Origin of the sequence: Bacillus sp. IS1 (assembly GCF_032461585.1) — a bacterium.
In the GTDB taxonomy this organism is placed as follows: domain Bacteria; phylum Bacillota; class Bacilli; order Bacillales; family Bacillaceae; genus Bacillus; species Bacillus velezensis.
The window spans coordinates 109983-128634 of sequence record NZ_JAWCWR010000007.1; the positions used below are offsets into that span (position 1 = coordinate 109983).

Annotated in this window: 16 protein-coding genes; 14 read left to right on the forward strand and 2 right to left on the reverse strand. The window is 47.7% G+C overall.

The window, feature by feature from the left end:
• The first annotated feature begins 183 nt into the window (after window positions 1–183).
• The 10 genes from RUW00_RS19780 (at window position 184) to RUW00_RS19825 (ending at window position 10284) form a co-directional block, all read left to right on the forward strand.
• Window positions 184–780 (forward strand): TerD family protein, encoded by a 597-nt coding sequence (locus RUW00_RS19780; RefSeq protein WP_015239102.1) that lies wholly within the window; start codon window positions 184–186, stop codon window positions 778–780.
• Window positions 781–803: 23 nt separating this feature from the next.
• Window positions 804–1385 carry a TerD family protein gene (locus RUW00_RS19785; RefSeq protein ID WP_003156648.1) on the forward strand — a complete coding sequence of 194 codons (582 nt, stop codon included), beginning with the start codon at window positions 804–806 and terminating at the stop codon, window positions 1383–1385.
• A 32-nt stretch (window positions 1386–1417) separates the two neighbouring features.
• Window positions 1418–1996: a TerD family protein gene (locus RUW00_RS19790; protein WP_003156645.1), complete on the forward strand. Its 579-nt coding sequence runs from the start codon at window positions 1418–1420 to the stop codon at window positions 1994–1996.
• 38 nt (window positions 1997–2034) lie between these two features.
• Window positions 2035–2808, forward strand: a complete 774-nt coding sequence (locus tag RUW00_RS19795) for a TerC family protein (protein ID WP_003156644.1) — start codon at window positions 2035–2037, stop codon at window positions 2806–2808.
• A 72-nt stretch (window positions 2809–2880) separates the two neighbouring features.
• The gene (locus tag RUW00_RS19800) at window positions 2881–4503 is read left to right on the forward strand and encodes a YceG family protein (RefSeq protein ID WP_159353744.1); all 1623 of its coding nucleotides are present in this window, start codon (window positions 2881–2883) and stop codon (window positions 4501–4503) included.
• 6 nt (window positions 4504–4509) lie between these two features.
• Window positions 4510–5598 (forward strand): toxic anion resistance protein, encoded by a 1089-nt coding sequence (locus tag RUW00_RS19805; protein WP_007609246.1) that lies wholly within the window; start codon window positions 4510–4512, stop codon window positions 5596–5598.
• 115 nt (window positions 5599–5713) lie between these two features.
• Window positions 5714–6916, forward strand: coding sequence for an MFS transporter (locus RUW00_RS19810; RefSeq protein ID WP_280144833.1), 1203 nt, complete (start codon window positions 5714–5716; stop codon window positions 6914–6916).
• 381 nt (window positions 6917–7297) lie between these two features.
• Window positions 7298–8554 carry a glycine/proline betaine ABC transporter ATP-binding protein OpuAA gene (gene opuAA, locus RUW00_RS19815; RefSeq protein WP_003156640.1) on the forward strand — a complete coding sequence of 419 codons (1257 nt, stop codon included), beginning with the start codon at window positions 7298–7300 and terminating at the stop codon, window positions 8552–8554.
• On the forward strand, window positions 8555–9403 hold the full coding sequence (gene opuAB, locus RUW00_RS19820) for a glycine/proline betaine ABC transporter permease subunit OpuAB (protein WP_003156639.1): 849 nt from the start codon (window positions 8555–8557) through the stop codon (window positions 9401–9403).
• Entirely contained in the window at window positions 9403–10284 is an 882-nt protein-coding gene (locus tag RUW00_RS19825) for a glycine betaine ABC transporter substrate-binding protein (protein ID WP_014416846.1), read from the forward strand. Before opuAB ends, RUW00_RS19825 begins: the two co-directional genes overlap by 1 nt.
• A 34-nt stretch (window positions 10285–10318) precedes the next feature.
• Here RUW00_RS19825 and RUW00_RS19830 read toward each other — a convergent pair whose 3' ends face one another.
• Window positions 10319–11440, reverse strand: a complete 1122-nt coding sequence (locus tag RUW00_RS19830) for a M20 peptidase aminoacylase family protein (protein ID WP_280144834.1) — start codon at window positions 11438–11440, stop codon at window positions 10319–10321.
• Between the two features lie 135 nt (window positions 11441–11575).
• Here RUW00_RS19830 and RUW00_RS19835 point away from each other — a divergent pair, with 135 nt between their 5' ends.
• The 4 genes from RUW00_RS19835 (at window position 11576) to RUW00_RS19850 (ending at window position 17004) form a co-directional block, all read left to right on the forward strand.
• On the forward strand, window positions 11576–13009 hold the full coding sequence (locus RUW00_RS19835; protein WP_280144835.1) for a YfcC family protein: 1434 nt from the start codon (window positions 11576–11578) through the stop codon (window positions 13007–13009).
• Window positions 13010–13101: 92 nt separating this feature from the next.
• A complete protein-coding gene (locus RUW00_RS19840) occupies window positions 13102–13590 on the forward strand; it encodes a DUF6773 family protein (protein WP_060563036.1) in 489 nt (162 codons plus the stop codon).
• A gap of 232 nt (window positions 13591–13822) precedes the next feature.
• Window positions 13823–15802, forward strand: a complete 1980-nt coding sequence (gene amyE / locus RUW00_RS19845) for an alpha-amylase (RefSeq protein ID WP_280144836.1) — start codon at window positions 13823–13825, stop codon at window positions 15800–15802.
• 248 nt (window positions 15803–16050) lie between these two features.
• Entirely contained in the window at window positions 16051–17004 is a 954-nt protein-coding gene (locus RUW00_RS19850) for an L-lactate dehydrogenase (protein WP_014416851.1), read from the forward strand.
• Window positions 17005–17045: 41 nt separating this feature from the next.
• Here RUW00_RS19850 and RUW00_RS19855 read toward each other — a convergent pair whose 3' ends face one another.
• Window positions 17046–18578 (reverse strand): MDR family MFS transporter, encoded by a 1533-nt coding sequence (locus RUW00_RS19855; protein ID WP_121984608.1) that lies wholly within the window; start codon window positions 18576–18578, stop codon window positions 17046–17048.
• Window positions 18579–18652 lie beyond the last annotated feature (74 nt).

An 18652-nucleotide genomic window follows, 5' to 3' on the forward strand; every position in this document is an offset into this window, starting at 1 on the left:
CGAAGGAGAATATAGGAAGTGATTTTTCGCCGTTTTTCGCCAAAAATTCTTATGTTTTATGAAACTTTGATATAATAAAAGACGTATATCTTAATAAACACCGGGATTCTTGTCCCGGAATTTAGTAAAAATGCGCACTTGCGGCGTGCTTAGCGGCACCCTTACAGAATAGGAGTGAATCATATGGCGATCTCTTTACAAAAAGGACAGCGGATTGATTTAACAAAAGGAAAAGCCGGCCTGTCAAAACTGCTGGTCGGACTCGGCTGGGACCCTGTATCATCCGGGGGCTTTTTCGGAAAGCTGTTCGGCGGAGGCGGTGCCAATATCGACTGTGACGCTTCCGTACTGATGCTTGAAAATGATAAAATGACAGACAGCAAAAACGTCATCTATTTCGGCAATCTGAAAAGCCGGTGCGGCGGTGTCGTACATACGGGTGACAACCTGACGGGTGAAGGCGACGGCGATGATGAACAAATTCTCATCGATTTGGCGAAAGTGCCCGCTCAGATTAATAAACTTGTGTTTGTCGTCAATATTTACGACTGCGTCAGACGAAAACAGGACTTCGGCATGATTCAAAACGCGTTCATCCGCGTTGTTGATCAGGCTAATCGCGAAGAACTGGTGACTTACAATTTAAGAGATAACTATTCAGGCAGAACGAGCCTGATCGCGGCTGAAATCTACCGCCAGGACGGCGAGTGGAAATTCGCCGCAGTAGGAGAAGGCACAAACGATACAAAAATCGGCGATATCGTTAACCGATACGCCTAAACGATAAAAAGGAGAGTGCACTCATGGCAATTTCATTGGCAAAAGGACAAAAAGTAGATTTGACTAAAACAAATCCGGGTCTTTCTAAAGTCGTTGTCGGCCTTGGCTGGGATACAAACAAATACGACGGCGGACATGACTTTGATTTAGATTCCAGCGTCTTTCTATTAAATGAAGCAGGAAGATGCGCGTCGCCCGATGATTTCATTTTCTATAATCAGCTTGAAGGCGGAAACGGCTCTGTCGCACATTCAGGCGACAACCTGACAGGCCAGGGCGAAGGCGATGACGAAAGCGTAAGGGTCAACCTGAGCGCGGTGCCTGCCGCTATTGACAAAATTTCATTCGTCATCACGATTCATGAAGCGGAAGCGCGCGGCCAAAACTTCGGACAAGTTTCCAACGCGTTCGTGCGCATTGTCAATGAAGAAACAAATGAAGAGCTGATCCGTTATGATCTGGCTGAAGATTTCTCAATTGAAACAGCCATTATCGCAGGGGAGCTTTACAGACATAACGGCGAATGGAAATTTTCCGCGATCGGCTCAGGCTACCAAGGCGGACTGGCCCGTATTGCGACAGATTACGGCCTGCAAATCGGCTGAACCATATCAAACACAGAAGGGAGAGACAGCACATGGCTATTCAATTGGCGAAAGGACAGCGTGTTGATCTGACAAAAACGAACCCCGGTCTTACAAAAGCGGTGATCGGTTTAGGCTGGGATACGAACAAGTACTCCGGAGGGCATGACTTTGACCTTGACGCGTCGGCTTTTCTTGTCGATGCCCATGACAACTGTGTAAATGATCTTGATTTTGTTTTCTACAATAACCTGGAACACCCGAGCGGGGGCGTCATCCATACGGGAGACAACCGGACGGGCGAGGGCGAGGGAGACGATGAACAAATTATCGTCGACTTCTCAAAAATACCCGCAAATATTGAAAAGATCGGCATCACCGTCACGATTCATGATGCGGAAGCGCGCGGCCAAAATTTCGGACAAGTGTCTAACGCGTTCGTGCGCGTCGTCGATGAAAACAGCCAGAATGAACTGCTTCGTTTCGATTTAGGGGAAGACTTCTCGATTGAAACGGCGGTTGTCGTTTGTGAGCTTTACCGCCATGGGGCTGAGTGGAAGTTTAACGCCATCGGCAGCGGGTTTTCCGGCGGTCTGGCATCACTTTGCCGGAATTACGGCTTGCAGGTGTAAGCAGGAAATTACCGTTTTACTAAATAGGAGGAAAAAACTTGGATTTTCTACATCATATTATGTCGACCTACGCTTCCTTTTTTGATTGGAAAATGTGGGGTGAGGTGCTGACTGACCCTGTATCATGGGGGCTGATCGGTTCCTTGGTTCTGCTGGAAGGGCTGCTGTCGGCCGACAATGCGTTAGTGCTTGCGGTGATGGTAAGGCATCTGCCTGAAAAACAGCGGAAGAAAGCATTAACATACGGATTGTTCGGGGCATATATTTTCCGTTTTATCTTTATCGGGATCGGAATGCTGCTCATTAAGTTCTGGTGGATCAAAGTGCTTGGCGCGCTGTACCTGGCTTGGCTCGTCATTAAGCATTTCTGGATCGGAGAAGGTGATGACGATACGGAAGGCATGAAGAAAAATTCATGGATGGTCCGTACGTTCGGAATTTTCTGGGCCACTGTCGTTTCAGTTGAGTTAATGGATCTGGCCTTCTCTGTTGACAGCATTCTGGCCGCGTTTGCGGTATCGGAAAAAGTGTGGGTGCTCTTGATCGGCGGTATGCTTGGCATTCTCATGATGCGTACAGTCGCAAAAGTATTCCTTGTTTTAATTGATAAAATCCCTGAGCTTGAAAATACGGCTTTTGTGCTGATCGGGATTATCGCCGTGAAAATGGCGGCGAGCGCCTTTGATTATGAAATGCCGCACGTGGTGTTCTTCGGAATCATCATCGCTGCGTTTGTGGTAACGTTTATTATCCACTATTTCAACAAACAAAAGCAGGTTCAAGAGCAAACGGCTGCATCTAAAGAAGAATAAAACAAAAAAGGAGGGAGAGTTCATTTCCTTCCTTTTTTGTACCGATAATCATGAAGAGAAAGGAGGAAAATGATGAAGCAGGAAGAATTGGTGATCCGAAAGGCCGAGCCGGAAAACGATGACTGGGAAACGTTTCTGATGCGGCCGCTGCCGGAACGTCCCGGTTATGAGCGGGAAAACGGGCTGGCGTTTACCCGGCTTGCCGTCCGGATTTTGGGCACTCCTTATGATGAGACGGAGTATTACAATAAGCTTTTCGAGCTGTCTTCTCATGAAAACATCCATGTGTTAAGCGAGACGCTGGATAAGACTATCGCGCCTGAAACGTTTCAGGCGCTCCAGCACATTCATTCCGTCAATCAAAAGGAGAAAGGGCTTTCGGTTTCCAGGTTTGTCGCGTTTCTCGATGGAGGCAGGCTGCTTGCCAAACACGCTGATCCGCTTATGCACCGCCGGCTGAGAACCGCGTTTATGACGCTTTTGGAAACCTTTGCGGACCGGCATGAAAACGGGCTGAATCATCCCGATTTCCGGCGTGTGCTCTTGGATGTGTCAAAGTTTTCGCTGAACCACCTGAATCCATGGCTCGAACAAGCCGATATAGAGCGTGAGATGCCGAAGGTGGTGTGGTATGGAGACGCTACCAAAAGCCAGCTCTATTTTCTCTATTATATAATGCTGATCGGCTGTGACGTCCTATTGTTTCATCCGGCTGCGGAAGATCCGTTCAGCTTGATTGATCCGGATGAGGAACTCAGCTTTGTGATAAAGCTCCCCGCAACAGGCGGCCTTGAGCCATTCCCGAAAGAAAAGCCGGACAGAACGTCCACGACGGCCTACCGGTCAACGAAAGAAATTGAGCATGTGCTGAATCATGAGGAATCTATGATGTATAAGCCTTGGCAGTTCAGGGATCATACCCCGCAGTCCGTGACATTAAAAACGACGTATGATGAGTTATTTCTCATTGCGAAGGAGCGGGCGTTTATCCGGCCGCAATTTAAAGCGGACAGGGAGCGGGTGGCCGTTCCGAACCTTTTTGCGAAAGTGATGGGGGTTTCCAAAGATACGAAAGAATATTGGAACAGACTCCATACCGCCGCAGACTATCAGGAGACACACATGATCCGCAGTTTTCCGTTTACGGAAGAGCTGAAAGCCAACTACCAGTATCACTACAGTCAGGTTTTGAACGAAGAAGGAGCGATTGACGCGGACAGGCTGAAAAGAAGCAACATCTGGCAGTACAAGCATCTGCCTTCAGGTGTGCAGAGCGCCATCGCCAATGTGATTTCTGACATGTGCAGAAACCCCGGGCTGAAGGCTTTGCCCGGCGAGCAGGCAAGGGATGCCGCAATCTATTTGTTCCGCCAGGCGACGAACCTGCCCGCTTCGCTGCTGCAATTGATTCAGACGTTTGATTACGCCCAAACCGTTCCGAAACTCGTTTTATATCATACGGAACAAAATGGCGAACTCACACGTTCTGACGCCGCCGCTCTGTTGTTTTTAAATAAATTCGGCGTCGATATCATCCTGTATAATCCGCCGGGCCATCAGGACATTGAGCATTATATTGAAGAAAGCCAATTTGATGTCCATTGGCTGGAGGACATGGTGTTTCGGCAGGAATATAAGGAGCCGTCACTCGTAAGAAAGCTGTTTAGAACCATTACGCAAAAGCAGGGAGAGTAAATAAACATGACAGAAAATCAAAATCCGCTTGTTCTTGATAAAAATGAAGAAATTTCTGAACAGAAAGCAGATGACATCAGGGTGCAGCTGCGCCAAGACCCTGAAGTGCAGCGCATTTCGCAGCAGATTGACGTGAAAAACCAAATGGAGCTGCTTGAGTACGGAAAAGAACCGGCAGTTGAAATCTCGAAGTTCTCCGACCGCATCTTAAATATGATGAAAACAACAAGTGTCACGGATTCAGGCACAATGCTGACGCAGCTCGGAAAAATCATGGACCGTTTCGACAAAAATGATTTCGATGAACCAAAAGGATTTCTCGCTAAAATGTTCAAACGCGGCAACAGCATGATTGAAAAGATTTTTCAAAAGTACCGCACCCTGGGCGGAGAAATTGAAAAAATCCACGTCGAAATTTCAAAATACAAAGATGAAATGGCAAAGACGAACCATACGCTAGAAGAGATGTATGAAAACAACATTAACTACTACATGGAGCTTGAAAAATATGTCGTTGCCGGGCAGATGAAGCTTGAGGAGATGCAGGCGCTCATTCCTTCTTATGAAGAAAAAGCGGCAGGCGGAAACCAGCTTGCGCAAATGCAGCTTGATACGCTGCGTGACGGGCTTCAGGCGCTTGAGGAGCGTGTGTATGATTTAGATATGGCGCGGATGGTGGCGCTGCAAACGGCGCCGCAGATCCGCCTCCTTCAGCGCGGAAATACGAAGCTCATCGGGAAAATCAATTCCGCTTTCGTCATTACGATTCCGATTTTCAAAAACGGCATCATTCAGGCTGTCACAGTCAAACGGCAAAAGCTTGTGGCTGATTCAATGAGCGAGCTTGACCGCCGCACGAATGAAATGCTGAAGCGCAACGCTGAAAATATTTCAAACCAAAGCGTGGAGATTGCCCGTATGGCAGGCCGTCCGAGCATTGACATTGAGACGATTGAAACGTCTTGGAATACGATTGTCAGCGGTATGCAGGAAACGAAACAGATCGAAGAAGAGAACAGACGTATCAGAGAAGACGGCGCGAAACGGATTCAACAGCTTCAGGATAATATTAAAAACGCAGTCTTAAAGAATTAACGAACACCCCGCTTGCTTACGGCAAGCGGGATTTTTTTGCGAAAAAAGATAATGACAATGTGTAAAGACAGGTGTAAACTTATACGGTAATCATTTTCGATTTGAGGTGCTGCTTATGAACAAACAACCTGCCGTCACTCCGCGAAAACTTCTGGCGATTGCCGGAATGGGCTGGCTGTTTGATGCGATGGATGTCGGAATTTTATCGTTTATTATCGCCGCGCTTCACACTGATTGGAATTTAACACCCGATCAAATGAAATGGATCGGAAGCGTCAATTCCATCGGTATGGCAGCGGGCGCCTTTGTATTCGGAATGCTGGCCGACAGGATCGGCCGGAAAAAAGTGTTTATGATCACGCTGTTATTCTTTTCTGTCGGAAGCGGCATATCCGCTTTCGCAACGGGATTGACGGTTTTTCTCATATTGCGTTTTCTGATCGGAATGGGGCTTGGCGGGGAACTGCCTGTCGCCTCGACGCTCGTGTCAGAAGCGTCCGCTCCCGAAAAGCGGGGACGGATCATCGTGCTGCTTGAGAGCTTTTGGGCCGCGGGCTGGCTTCTTGCGGCGGTGATTTCCTACTTTGTCATACCGTCATTCGGCTGGCAGGCCGCGCTGCTCTTAACGGCGCTGGCCGCATTTTATGCGCTGTACTTGCGGAAAAGCCTTCCGGAATCACCGGCGCATCAGGCATTGCCGCAGAAAAAAAGCATACGCGGGCAGGCGGGAAGTGTCTGGACGAAACCGTATATCCGGCCGACGGTGCTGCTGTCTGTCGTTTGGTTCTGCGTCGTCTTTTCATATTACGGCATGTTTTTATGGCTGCCGAGCGTGATGCTGATGAAAGGATTCAGCATGATTCAAAGCTTCGAATACGTCCTTCTGATGACACTTGCCCAGCTTCCCGGATATTTCTCTGCGGCGTGGCTGATCGAAAAAGCGGGGCGGAAGACCATCTTAGTCATCTATTTGCTCGGAACGGCGGGCAGCGCTTATTTCTTCGGTGCCGCGGATTCACTGGCCATGCTGCTCACAGCCGGCATGCTGCTGTCCTTCTTCAATCTCGGCGCATGGGGCGTGCTTTACGCCTATACACCGGAGCAGTATCCTGCGGCGATCCGTGCGACCGGTTCCGGCACAACGGCGGCTGTCGGCAGAATCGGCGGCATTTTCGGTCCGCTTCTCGTCGGATCGCTTGCAGCCCGGAACGTTTCGTTTACAGCAATTTTCGCCGTCTTTTGTGCGGCTATCCTGATTGCCGTCATCACCATTATTATTCTCGGAAAAGAAACGAAACAGACAGAGCTTGCGCAATGAGCACCCTTTTGGGGTGCTTTTTTTAGTGAGCTGTCTGTTGGCAGACCTATATTTTTCCTTAAAATTCCTTATTTTCAGGAGGCGAAAACTTCTTTTTCCGGGACAATGTCGCAAAAAAATTCTTGTATTTGTAAAAAAAGGATAGGAAATCAGTTTGCAGCACATTCGATGGAAACGTTCTCAAGCCTGATAAAAGCCCGGTTTCCTTTATAATTTATCCTCAATAAGGAGGATTAGAGAGTATTTAGAAGCATACCAGAGGAAAATAAGACACAGGGATGTTTTTAAAGTAATGATACAAAATAAAAGGGATTATGATGTTTGTTTGACTTATTACAAACGTGTTACGGTATTAAAGATTGCTTATTATGGAGGGAAAATATGAATTTGGATGAGAAACCAATTAAGATAAAAGTCGAAAATGTATCTAAGGTTTTCGGAAAACAGACAAAAAAAGCCATTCAGATGCTGTCCAGCGGAAAAAACAAAAAAGAGATCCTGAAAGCGACCGGATCAACCGTTGGTGTCAATCAAGCAAACTTTGATGTATATGATGGGGAGATATTTGTCATCATGGGTCTATCGGGGAGCGGTAAATCAACTTTAGTTCGGCTGTTAAACCGGCTTATTGAACCGACTGCCGGGAATATTTATATTGATGGTGACATGATAACAAATATGTCAAAAGACCAGCTCCGGGAAGTGCGCCGGAAAAAAATCAGCATGGTCTTTCAAAAATTTGCGCTGTTTCCGCACAGAACAATTCTTGAAAATACGGAATACGGCCTGGAGCTTCAAGGCGTCGACAAAAAAGAGCGTGAGCAAAAAGCGCTTGATTCGCTTAAACTTGTCGGTCTTGAAGGCTTTGAACACCAATTCCCAGATCAGCTCAGCGGAGGAATGCAGCAGCGTGTCGGACTTGCCCGCGCATTGACGAATGATCCTGACATTCTTCTGATGGATGAAGCTTTCAGTGCGCTTGATCCGCTGATCCGCAAAGACATGCAGGATGAGCTTTTAGACCTTCATGACTCTGTCGGCAAGACGATCATCTTCATCACGCATGATCTTGATGAAGCATTGCGCATCGGCGACAGAATCGTGCTGATGAAAGACGGTAACATCGTTCAGATCGGGACGCCTGAGGAAATTCTGATGAGCCCGTCCAATGAATACGTTGAGAAATTCGTTGAGGACGTTGATTTATCCAAAGTTCTGACAGCGGGCCACATCATGAAGCGCGCTGAAACCGTGCGGATTGACAAAGGGCCTCGTGTAGCGCTGCAGCTCATGAAGAATCTCGGTATTTCTTCTATTTACGCCGTTGATAAACAGAAACAGCTTCTCGGCGTCATTCACGCGGCGGATGCGAAAAAAGCGGTGGAATCCGACTTATCGCTTCAGGATATTTTAAATACTGAATTTACGACTGTGCACGAAAGCACGTACTTGACGGAAATTTTCGATGTCGTGTCTGATGCGAATATTCCGATCGCCGTCACGGACGATAAGGACCGCATGAAAGGCATTGTCGTGAAAGGCGCATTAATCGGCGCGCTTTCAGGAAATAACGATTATATAAATGTTGAAGATTCTGCTGAACAAGCTCAGGATTCTTCTGTTCAGGGGGTGAAGTAAATGGACAGATTGCCTAGAATTCCGTTAGCAGATATCGTTGACCGGTTTGTTGACTGGCTTACCATGACGTTCGGAGGTTTCTTTGACGGAATCTCAAACGGTTTGGCCGCTTTCGTAAACGCGATTGTGAGCGGTTTGGGTTTCATCCCGTCTATTTTATTGACTGTTATTTTTGCAGCTCTCGCTTGGTGGATCAGTACGAGAGGAATTGCACTCTTTACGTTAATCGGATTCCTTGTTATTGATTATTTGGGTTATTGGTCGCCAATGCTGCAAACGTTGGCGCTTGTCGTCACATCTGTTTTGATTTCCATTATTATCGGGGTTCCGATCGGCATATGGGCGTCTCAGAAAGAAACGGTCCGCCGCATTGTCACACCGATTCTGGATTTAATGCAGACCATGCCGGCTTTCGTATATCTGCTGCCTGCGATTTTCTTCTTTAATATCGGGGTTGTGCCAGGCGTCGTGGCATCTGTTATTTTCGCGATGCCTCCGACGATCCGCATGACGGTTCTCGGTATTAAACAAGTTCCGGCTGATTTGATCGAAGCGACGGAAGCATTCGGTTCAACGACGTCTCAGCGTCTGTTCAAGGTGCAGCTTCCGCTTGCCACAAAAACGATTCTTGCCGGTATTAACCAAAGCATCATGCTTGCTTTGTCAATGGTCGTTATCGCGGCCATGGTCGGTGCGCCGGGCCTCGGTTCTGAAGTATACAGCGCCGTGACACAGTTGAAAACCGGTGTCGGAGTGGAAGCGGGTATCGCGATCGTCATCGTAGCGATTACACTCGACCGTATCACGCAAAACATTAAAGTGAAGAAGAAGAGCAGGGGGAATGCCTGATGCTTAAGAAAATCATCGGTGTCGGCGTTACCGCTGCGCTGGCTCTTTCTTTGGCTGCCTGCGGTTCGCAGACTGATGGTAAGGCAACGGCTGCGGACCAGGTGAACAAAACCATTATCGGTATTGATCCGGGATCGGGGATCATGGCCCTGACGGATGAGGCCGTGAACGATTACGGATTGAAAGACTGGAATGTCGTCACGGCGTCAAGTGCTGCCATGACGGCGACATTGAAGAAATCATATGACCGGAAAAAGCCGATCATCGTAACGGGCTGGACGCCGCACTGGATGTTCTCCAGATACAAGCTGAAGTTCCTTGATGATCCGAAAAAAACGTACGGAACTGCCGAGCAGATTCATACGATTACAAGAACCGGCTTCAGTAAGGAACAGCCTAACGCGGCCAAAGTTCTCAGCCAGTTCAAATGGACGCAGGACGATATGGGAGAAGTCATGATTGCCGTTGAGGAAGGCGAAAAGCCGGCCAAAGCCGCTGCTGAATATGTGAAAAAACATAAAGATCAAGTAGCTCAATGGACAAAAGGCGCTCATAAAGTAAAAGGTGATAAAATCAACCTGGCTTATGTGGCGTGGGACAGTGAAATCGCAAGTACGAACGTGGTCGGAAAAGTATTTCAAGACCTTGGCTATGACGTGAAGCTGACGCAAGTGGAGGCAGGACCGATGTGGACTGCGATTGCGACAGGCAGCGCGGATGCGTCATTGTCTGCTTGGCTTCCGAATACCCATAAGGCATATGCGTCTAAATATAAAGGCAAATATGAAGATGTAGGAACGAGTCTGACAGGCGTCAAGATGGGTCTGGTCGTTCCTCAGTATATGAAAAACGTCAATTCAATTGAAGATTTGAAGAAGTAATGAAGAAAAGCAGCCCTGTAACGGGCTGCTTTTTTTACGCTTCAAACGATTTGAGGACGGCGGCCGTTAATATCTCAACGCCAGTAAAGATGGCGCTTCGGTCAAATGTCATTTGGGGATGGTGAAGTCCCGGCTCCAGACCGCATCCCAGGCCGAGCATCGTCGTTTTCAAGTTCGGCACCTTTAACCCGTAAAAATGAAAATCCTCTCCTCCGGTTGTCACAAGAGGTTCATCCACATGTTCTTCTCCGAGAATGCTGCTGATCGCAGATGCCATGATGGCTTCCGCCTCCTTGTTTCGCTCGGCTGCCGGGAGGCTGTGTTCTTTTTGCAGTTCAATTTTTGCGCCGAATGCGGCAGCCGCCGCCTCACAGGCTCTTTCGGTTTCGGCGGTTAATTTCTCCATGGCGGCATTGGTTTGTGCGCGGAGATCAAGGCTGAACGATGCTTTTCCCGGAATGATATTGGAACTCTCTCCGCCTGCCTGAAGCTTTGTCATCTTCACGGAATGCGGGATGCCGGGATCAAGATGAATGAAGCTGAGTTTTTGGACGAGAAGAGCGGCGATTTCGATACTGTTAAGGCCGAGATGCGGTCTCGCGCCGTGGGCTTCTTCTCCGATAATCAGGCCTTCTATATGCTGGCTTGAGCCATGCAGAATGGACGGTGCGCATCGGCCGTTTGCCGTTTCCTGTACGGGGCGCACGTGCACGCCGTATAAGAAGTCAACATCATCCAGTACGCCTTTTTCAATCATTTTCAGTGCTCCGCCGCCTTTTTCTTCCGCCGGCTGAAAAATAAAGCGGATGGTGCCCTTCGGAAGTTTCGGCTGACTCTTTAAAAGCATCATCGTGCCGAGCGCCATCGTCATATGTGAATCATGTCCGCATGAATGGTTCGCCTGAAAGACACCGTCCACTTCCTGCCACAGCGCGTCAATATCCGCCCGGACAGCCACAACGGGCGAGCCTTCTCCGATTTCGCCGACAACACCGGTACAATCATCAAACGTGCGGGTCCGGCAGCCGGCCTCTTTCAGTTTTTCAGTCAGATATTCAGTTGTTTGATATTCTTTCCAGCTTACTTCGGGATTGGCGTGCAGGTGGTCAAAAATATCCATAATGACTTGCTTTTCATGCTCTGTGAGTCTGTTCATGCCGTAAGTCCTCCTTCAAAAGCTGTCTGTTTTTTATTTTTGATATTGAAAACAGGCAATCGGTCTGTATATAATATAGCACACATATCTGTATTTTCTGAATAGTTTATAAATTTAAAGCGGGATGGTGATGGTATGGCTGTTCCCAAGGCCGAACCTGTATTGAAAAAGAAGAAATTGTTTGTGATGCCTGATGCTTATGTGCTACTGTTCATTGTCGCTTTACTATGCGCGATAGCGTCGTACATCGTTCCCGCGGGGGAATTTGACAGGGTGACAAAGGGCAGTGTGACGTCCGCCGTCCCGGGAAGCTATCATTCTTTAGACCAGTCTCCGGTCAGCCCGATCGCTTTTTTTACCGCGATTCAGGAAGGGATGACAAGTTCCGCGCCGATTATTTTTTTAATCCTGTTTACAGGCGGCACCATTGCGATTTTGGAGAAAACGGGCGCCATCAATGGATTGATCAATAATGTCATCAGTACGTTCCGCACAAAACAGCTGCTGTTTATTGCGATTGTCGGATCTCTATTTTCGATCCTCGGCACAACCGGCATCGTCGTTAATTCCGTGATCGGTTTTATTCCGATCGGCCTGATTGTCGCCCGTTCGCTGAAATGGGACGCCGTGGCCGGAGCGGCAGTCATTTATATCGGCTGTTATGCCGGGTTTAACGCGACGATTTTATCACCTTCACCGCTCGGGTTATCACAAAGCATCGCGGAGCTGCCGCTGTTTTCCGGCATCGGCCTGCGGATTGCCGTCTACATTTGTTTTCTGCTATCATCTATTTTATATATTTATCGGTATACGAGAAAACTCAGAAAAGCAAAGGAAGCCAGTCTGCTGGGGAACGATTGGTTTCCGGCGGCAGGTTCACTCCCGCAGGTTTCTGAGCCGGAGGACAAGCATGTCCCGTTTACTGTCCGCCATAAACTGATTCTGGCTGTTGCGGCTTTGTCGCTTGCCGGCTTTTTATACGGTGCGCTTACTCTTGGCTGGTCTGATTCAGAGATGGCCGCCGTGTTCATTTTTATCTCAATCGTGTCCGGCCTGATTGCGGGAATGGCGGCAAATGATGTCGCAAAAACATTTATTACAGGCTGTCAGGGGCTCGTTTACGGCGCGCTGATCGTCGGAATGGCGAGAAGCATTTCCGTTATCCTGGAACATGGAAAGCTGCTTGATACGGTAGTCAATGGACTTGCGTCACTGCTGCACGGTTTCAGCCCGATGGCAGGCGCAATCGGGATGTATATTTCCAGCGCCCTGCTTCATTTTCTGATTTCATCGGGCTCAGGGGAGGCGGTCGTATTTATTCCGATCTTGGCGCCGCTTGCCGATCTGATGGGCATCACGAGACAGGTCGCGGTTGAAGCGGTCATGCTCGGAGAAGGCGTCGTAAACTGTGTCAATCCGACTTCCGGCGTGCTGATGGCCGTACTGGCTGCCAGCGGCATTCCGTACGTAAAGTGGCTTCGCTTCATGATTCCGCTGGCGCTGATTTGGTTTGTCATCGGCCTCGTGTTTATTTGCATAGGCGTCCTGATCAATTGGGGTCCTTATTAATATTTTTGTCAATGATATTTCGGTTTTATCATTATGAATCGGCAAGATATAATGGGAGTTGTAAGCCATTCTTAATAGTACGGGAGGAAGTCATGAATCAGCGTCGGAACGGACTTTCAAACGTGAATGGAAAGAGTGAGAGTGTGAAAGAGAAAGAACGAATGATTTGGTCAGAAGTCGGAATGCTTGTGGGCACACTGTCTTTGCTTGACATCATCGTACGCGGACTTGTTCTGAACTGTCCGTTTAGGGAATGGGCCGGAAGCTTGGCGGTTTTCTTCATTATAATTGTTTATTATTGCATCAGGGCGGGAGCGTCGGGAATGCTCATGCCGAGAATAGACACCAAAGAAGAACTGAAAAAGCGGGTGAAGCAGCAGCGGATAGATTCAATTGCGGTCACTTTTGCGGCAGCGGCGCTTACGATGTACGACAGGGGGGTTCCCCATACATTCTTTGCTTGGCTGAAAATGATCTTTCTTTTTATCGTCTGCGGAGGCATTCTGTTTCTGCTTCGGTATGTCATTGTGAAGCTGTCTTACAGAAGAGCGATAAAAGAAATAAAAAAGAAATCATCTTGATGGTGGTTTCTTTTTTTGTTTATAAGAGAAAAGTCTTTTTATTTGATAGGAATAAAGATTTGAATTCACTCTGCCGCGTTGCTTTGATAGAGAGTGTGTGATAAGTTCAAATGTAAGCGTTAACAGAATTCTCCAGTCTTCACAACAATTGAAAGGAGGAAGCTGAAGAAAGAGTAAGAGGAATTTTTGACTCCGCAGTCAGTCTTCAAAAATCAAATAAGGAGTGTCAAAAATGTTTAAAAAACGATTCAAAACCTCTTTACTGCCGTTATTCGCCGGATTTTTACTGCTGTTTCATTTGGTTTTGTCAGGCCCGGCGGCTGCAAACGCTGAAACTGCACACAAATCGAATGAGGTGACCGATTCATCGGTCAAAAACGGGACCATCCTTCATGCATGGAATTGGTCATTCAATACGTTAACAGAAAATATGAAAGAGATTCGTGATGCGGGTTATGCAGCCATTCAGACGTCTCCGATTAACCAAGTAAAGGAAGGGAACCAAGGAGATAAAAGCATGTCGAACTGGTACTGGCTCTATCAGCCGACATCGTACCAAATCGGCAACCGTTACTTAGGAACTGAACAAGAATTTAAGGACATGTGTGCAGCCGCGGAAAAGTATGGCGTAAAAGTCATTGTCGATGCGGTTGTCAATCATACCACCAGCGATTATGGCGCGATTTCTGACGAGATTAAGAGTATTCCAAACTGGACCCATGGAAACACACAAATTAAAAATTGGTCGGACCGATGGGACATCACTCAAAATGCATTGCTTGGGCTGTATGATTGGAATACTCAGAATACTGAGGTGCAAGCCTACCTGAAAGGTTTCTTGGAAAGAGCATTGAATGACGGAGCAGACGGGTTCCGCTATGATGCCGCCAAGCATATAGAGCTTCCGGATGATGGGAATTACGGCAGCCAATTTTGGCCGAATATCACAAATACATCGGCGGAGTTCCAATACGGAGAAATCCTGCAAGACAGCGCGTCCAGAGATACTGCTTATGCGAATTATATGAATGTGACGGCTTCTAACTATGGGCATTCCATCAGATCCGCTTTAAAGAATCGTAATCTGAGTGTGTCGAATATCTCCCATTATGCATCTGACGTGTCTGCGGACAAGTTAGTCACATGGGTGGAATCACATGATACGTATGCCAATGATGATGAAGAGTCCACATGGATGAGTGATGACGATATTCGTTTAGGCTGGGCAGTGATTGGTTCCCGCTCAGGAAGCACGCCTCTTTTCTTTTCCAGACCTGAGGGCGGAGGAAATGGTGTAAGATTTCCCGGAAAAAGTCAAATAGGAGATCGCGGGAGCGCCTTATTTAAAGATCAGGCGATCACTGCGGTCAACCAATTTCACAATGAAATGGCCGGGCAGCCTGAGGAACTCTCAAATCCGAATGGGAACAATCAAATATTTATGAATCAGCGCGGCTCAAAAGGCGTTGTGCTGGCAAATGCAGGATCATCTTCTGTCACCATCAATACTTCAACGAAATTACCTGACGGCAGGTATGATAATAGGGCCGGCGCCGGTTCATTTCAAGTATCGAACGGCAAACTGACAGGTACGATCAATGCCAGATCCGCGGCTGTCCTTTATCCTGATGATATTGGAAATGCGCCTCATGTCTTTCTTGAGAATTACCAAACAGAGGCAGTCCATTCTTTCAATGATCAGCTGACGGTCACCCTGCGTGCAAATGCGAAAACAGCAAAAGCCGTTTACCAAATCAATAATGGGCAGGAGACAGCATTTAAGGATGGAGACCGATTAACGATCGGGAAAGAAGATCCAATCGGCACGACATACAACGTCAAGTTAACCGGAACGAACGGCGAGGGTGCATCGAGAACCCAAGAATACACGTTTGTCAAAAAAGACCCGTCCCAAACCAACATCATTGGCTATCAAAATCCGGATCATTGGGGCAATGTAAATGCTTATATTTACAAACATGATGGAGGCGGGGCCATAGAATTAACCGGATCGTGGCCGGGGAAAGCCATGACTAAGAATGCAGATGGAATTTACACGCTGACGCTGCCTGCGAATGCGGATACGGCCGACGCCAAAGTGATTTTTAACAATGGCAGCGCCCAAGTGCCCGGACAGAACCATCCCGGCTTTGATTATGTGCAGAATGGTTTGTATAACAACTCTGGTTTGAATGGTTATCTTCCGCATTAATGGATAGGGCCATCATCACATCAAACCCTTGCTTCTGTTAGGAAATCAATCACGCTGAAAAGATGACAACATCCTAAAACGGTTCCGTTTTAGGATGTTGTCAACAATCTGGAAACCATCACCGGTATTTTTTTGTCCAAAAATCAAACTTTTCTCTTGCAAAAGTTTGTGAAGTATTGCACAATATAAATGTGAAATACTTCACAAGATAAATACAGACACCACGAAACACTGGAGGATGAGCATACATGATGAACGAACGAGTGAACAAAGTAGCATTAATCGGAGCAGGTTTTGTTGGAAGCAGTTATGCATTTGCGTTAATTAACCAAGGGATCACAGATGAGCTTGTGATCATTGATGTAAATAGAGAAAAAGCCATGGGAGATGTCATGGATTTAAATCACGGAAAGGCATTTGCGCCTCATCCGGTCAAAACGTCTTACGGCACATATGAGGATTGCAAGGATGCCGATATCGTGTGCATCTGTGCAGGGGCCAATCAAAAACCGGGCGAAACGAGACTTGAGCTGGTCGAAAAAAATCTCGCCATTTTTAAAAGCATTGTCGGTGAAGTAATGGCAAGCGGATTTGACGGCATCTTCCTCGTTGCCACAAACCCGGTCGACATTCTCACTTATGCGACATGGACATTCAGCGGGCTGCCGAAAGAACGCGTCATCGGCAGCGGCACGACACTGGATTCTGCGCGATTCCGTTATATGCTGAGTGAATACTTCGGAGCCGCTCCGCAAAACGTACACGCCCACATTATCGGCGAGCACGGCGATACCGAGCTTCCTGTATGGAGTCACGCCAATATCGGCGGAGTGCCGGTGCAGCAATTGCTGGAGAAAAATGCAGCTTACAAACAGGACGAGCTGGATCAGATCGTTGACGATGTGAAAAACGCGGCCTACCATATTATCGAGAAAAAAGGCGCGACATATTACGGAGTGGCGATGAGCCTCGCCCGCATCACAAAAGCGATTTTGCGTAATGAAAACAGCATTTTAACCGTCAGCACATATCTGGACGGCCAATACGGTGTTAACGACGTCTTTATCGGCGTTCCGGCCGTCGTCAATCGGAACGGCATCGCAGGTGTGACGGAACTTGAGCTGAATGAAACAGAACAGGCTCAATTCAGCCGCAGCGCAAACGTGCTGAAAGATATTCTCGCTCCGCATTTCGCAGAGTAAACAAAAAAGCAGTACATGACAAACGCCATGTACTGCTTTTTTTAATTCGCTTTTTTCGCCATTTCCTGAGAGGTTTTTACTCTCGCTTTTCCCATAAACAAAATGGTAACGGCCGCAATGACGATCGGCGCCAGCGCAAGCGTAAATACATATGTGATGCTTTGCGACATGGCGTCAATAATGCGATCCAGAATGTACGGCGGAATATGAGCGCGCGTGCCGGCCTGGAAGATCTCCTGCGGATTTCCGATGTTCTGCATCGCGCCGCCCGCTCCTTTCATGCCGCTGAATGAATCTGTGAGCTTATTGGTAAACACATTCGTCTGGACGGTTCCGAAAATCGTCACACCGAGTGTCATGCCGAATGATCTCAAAAACGAGTTTGTTGAGTTGGCGCTTCCGCGGTAACGCGGCTCCAGATCGTTCATGGACGCGGCCGGCAGCAGTGAGAAGTTAAAGCCGACGCCGAATCCTGAGATCAGCATGAATACCGTCAGCATCGTACGCGCCGTATCCGGTGTCATATTGGAAAGCAGCAGCATTCCGATAAAGAAAGCGACCACGGAAATCAGCATTAAATTGCGGAACCGCACTTTCGTCTGGAAAATTCCGCCGATCATACTTCCGATAACAGAACCGATCATCATCGGCGTCAAAATAAAGCCCGCGCTTGTCGCGGTGCTTCCGTACACAGCCTGAACGAAGATCGGGATAAACACCGCTAAAATGACGAACGTGGCTCCGTAAAGGAACGCCAGAATCTGTGCCGTAGCAAATAAACGGTTTTTAAACATCCAAAATGAGATAATCGGTTCTTCCGCTTTTCTTTCCACAATAAAAAAGGCGATAAAGAACACGGCGAATACAGCGAACAGACCGATGATCTGCACGGAGTTCCAATCATACGTTTTTCCGCCGAGCTCAAGAGCGAACATCAGACCGACAATGGAAACCACCAGCGTGATTGCGCCGGCCCAGTCGATTTTCTGTTTCTTGTGTTCAAGGGACTCTTTATAATAACGCAGAATGAAAAACAATGATAAAATACCGATCGGCACGTTGATGTAAAACACCCAGTGCCAGCTGATGGAGTCGGTAATGAGCGCGCCTAAAAGCGGCCCGAGAACGCTGGAAAGGCCGAAAACGGCACCGAACATGCCCGACATTTTTCCGCGTTTTTCCGGCGGAAATAAATCAAAAATGATCGTGAAGGCGATCGGCATCAGCGCGCCTCCGCCGATTCCCTGAATAACGCGGTAAATAATGAGCTGATCCATTGTTTGGGCGATTCCGCATAATGCAGATCCGATTAAGAAAAGAATAAGACCGAATAAAAAGAAACGTTTGCGTCCGTACATATCGGACAGTTTTCCATAAATCGGCATACCGGCCATAACGGCTACCATGTATGATGCCGTCACCCACGCGAACTTATCGAAACTTCCGAGGTCCGCCACGATATTTCCCATCGCAGTGGCAACGATTGTATTATCCATAGCCGACATTAAAATGCCCAGCAAAAGACCGATGACGACAAACTTTGTCGTGGCGTCCTTCGCGGCTGTTTGTTCCATGCTTTTTTCCTCCCATACTTACTTTTGATCATTAAATTTGCTATGATCATATTAGATTTGCCGAAAATTATCTT